Origin of the sequence: Arthrobacter sp. UYCu512 (assembly GCF_040547075.1) — a bacterium.
In the GTDB taxonomy this organism is placed as follows: Bacteria; Actinomycetota; Actinomycetes; order Actinomycetales; family Micrococcaceae; genus Arthrobacter.
In genome coordinates this window covers 1-2,694 of sequence record NZ_JBEPPA010000046.1, presented here as the reverse complement: position 1 = coordinate 2,694, position 2,694 = coordinate 1, and the positions used below count along the sequence as shown (strand labels likewise).

The following is a 2,694-nucleotide window of genomic DNA, read 5'->3' as shown; positions in this document are numbered from 1 at the left end:
CCGCTGAAGGCGGCGATCAACGACCCGGCGAAAAGAGCGGAGCCCTCGATGCATTAACAACCACGACTACGTCTCAATTGATTTGACAAATTCCGCCGTGCCACACGAAACCTCGCATTCCCGGACACTACAGATGATTGGCTCGAGGGTCCCCGTGATCTTCAATCGCTCATAGTGCTTCCGGCACATACCGCCGTAGAGCCGGTCAGCTGGCCCGCAGTCCCCGCGGGCCTGCGCCGAACACGACTGCTCGCTGCGCTTCCGAGCAGCGCGGTATGCCTGATCATGCTTTTCGCACCTGCCGCCGACAAACTTGTTCCGGACAGCGCTGGGAATCCGGTCACAACCGTCCTCAAGACACGGCTTCGGATCGGCGTAATAGTGGTGCTCGCGGCACTTGCTTTCCCCGTACAGCCGGATGTCCCGTCCGCAGGTCTCGCCACCAACGACGCATACGGGGTCATAGCTCCCCCAGCGCTCCCTGCGCCTGTGGTGCTTTGGGCAGATACCGTCGGGCCCGTAGAGCTGACGAGGCTCGCCGCAGTCTTCCCCTCCGTAAGAACAAACCTTCATGTGCTTCTCTCTTCCGATTTCTTAGCCAGCAGCATCCAATTTGCATCATAGAATATTCTTCTGTCAAGTGCAGAAAAACTCGCACATAATTCTTCACGAGGCCTACATAAGTGAATAAGTGAACCATTAGTTACGCATATAAGTGACACAGAGAGGACTCCTTGGCAGCCGCCAGGGAAGGATGTTCACAGGAGTGACGGCTCGGGCAGCTGGAGCTAAAACGAAAGTCAGGTGTCCGGCTGCGGCCCGCCGGGGTCAGGGTGAATTGGTAATCGAGGGCGGCGAGGCGTTTAACGGCGTTGCAAGGCAAGAGCCGGCACGTGGCCGGCCCTACCTGGTGGGCAGGCCCGGCTGCGCCAGCGGCTCCCGAACCCGGGTCAGTTGACCCCGTGCTGACAAGGCTTTCATGGCATCGGCCGTGGCAGGATGGGGTCCATTATGGACAAGCGGTTGCGGCGCGCTCCGGACGCGGAATGGGTGTTGATGTACCGGCTCGGGCTGAGCCGGAAACGCATCGCTGCCCTCGTGCGCGTGCCGCCCGCCTCCGTCGGATACCACTTGGTGATCGCCCGCCGCCAGGACCCGGGGCTCGAGGCCGAACACCAGGCCGCTGCCGGCGCCAGAACCGGCCCCTCCCCCAGGCGCCTTGCCCGGATGCAGGAGGTCATCGCCTGGATTACGGCCGAGGGCCGGCTCCCCCGTGGCCACTCGGAGAACAGGGGTGAACGGTCGATGGCCCGTTGGCTCTCTGATCGTCGGCGCGAAGCGGCCGAAGGCACCCTTGACCCGGCCTACTGTGACGGACTCGCACGGGTTCCGGCCTGGGCCGGGAACCACAGGGCAGCTGCGGACAAAATCAGGTGGCACCACCGTCTCGCCCAGCTCGTGGCCTTCCGGCACGAAGGCCACGACTGGCCACGCCACCACGACTATGACTCGGAGCGCGAACACACCCTCGGAGTGTGGATCCACCAGCAGCGATACAAACGCCGCCGCGGCGATCTCAACCCCACCAGAATCAGGCTTCTGGATGAGGCCGTTCCCGGCTGGCAGGCCGGGAGAACCAGAGGCCGCCCTCCCCGCCGGTGACCGGTTCGGGTTGTGCCCATTGGGGGCAGGTCGAGCCCTCCGCGCAGCTCAAAGCTGTCCCCACTGGCGTACAACCCGGACTTTGTCGGAACTCTCCCGCATACTTAAACCAGCGACCGAGAGGGCCGCTATTTCTTTGGCGTGTGAAGCGTATATATGTTCTAAGGTTGTGTTATCGGACCCGAACAAACCTACGAACTGCAAAGGCAGTACGCGGGCGGGCCGGCCCGATAGGGCTGACGGTCGAAGAACTCGACTTCGAGCACTTCCCGTCCAAAAACGGCTTCCCCGGGATTCCCGTGAAGGCGTGGATCCGGTTTCCGAACTGCGCCGAGCTGGTGAACGGCGAGGTATATGCCCGGACGGCCAAAGCCGCCGAAGTGACGTGGAAAGACGGTCCGGTGGCCTACCGGACCTGGGTGTGGAGTTCGGCGGTCAACCGCCGGGAAGAAATGATGACCAGAAACTTGGGAGAGCGCGTAAACCGTGACAGCAGTAGCGAATGAAACAACCCTGGACGTTGACGTTGACGTCCGGTTCACGCCGGATGGCACTCCACTGGCCGTCCGGTTTGATGGCCGGATCTGGGCCGTGGCCGCCGACCCGGTGCACTGGTTCACCCGGGACGCCTGGTGGAACACCCGGCGGACCGCGGCCGTCGGCAGCGGTGACCTGGTGAGTATCGAATATTGGAGGATTCATCCGCTTGGGATCCAACTCGGCGCTGCGCACGTTCATGCTGCGCCGGAGCCCGCTGTCGGCGCAGTGGGTGCTGGAAAGCATCAGCGACTAGGCCACAGTGTCCCCTCAAACCATCAGCGATCAGACCTGGGCCGGGATCCGGACCGAGTTCACGCTGCCGGCCCTCGCGCAGGTGCACCGCCGGCTCTCGGAACTTATGGAAGACCCCGAGCCTGTGATGCAGCAGCTGGTCCGTGTCTTCTTATCCGGACTACTGACGTCGGATTGGTTTCTTTTGGAAGCCTGTCGTGCTGGCTTAGGCGTAGACCCCGGGGTGCGGGTCGGTGCGTG

General features: G+C 62.9%; 2 protein-coding genes and 1 pseudogene. All 3 read left to right on the top strand.

Going from position 1 to position 2,694, the window contains the following annotated elements:
• Positions 1-1,011 precede the first annotated feature (1,011 nt).
• Positions 1,012-1,662, top strand: a complete 651-nt coding sequence (locus ABIB49_RS19175) for a helicase associated domain-containing protein (protein WP_354157646.1) — start codon at positions 1,012-1,014, stop codon at positions 1,660-1,662.
• Between the two features lie 299 nt (positions 1,663-1,961).
• Positions 1,962-2,168, top strand: a complete 207-nt coding sequence (locus tag ABIB49_RS19170; protein ID WP_354157647.1) for a hypothetical protein — start codon at positions 1,962-1,964, stop codon at positions 2,166-2,168.
• 293 nt (positions 2,169-2,461) lie between these two features.
• Positions 2,462-2,694: pseudogene (locus ABIB49_RS19160) on the top strand (hypothetical protein); the annotation flags it as partial.

Bases quoted from the DNA above. Each gene is read 5' to 3' on its own strand.
- ABIB49_RS19175 (WP_354157646.1), top strand. From the start codon at position 1,012: ATGGACAAGCGGTTGCGGCGCGCTCCGGACGCGGAATGGGTGTTGATG.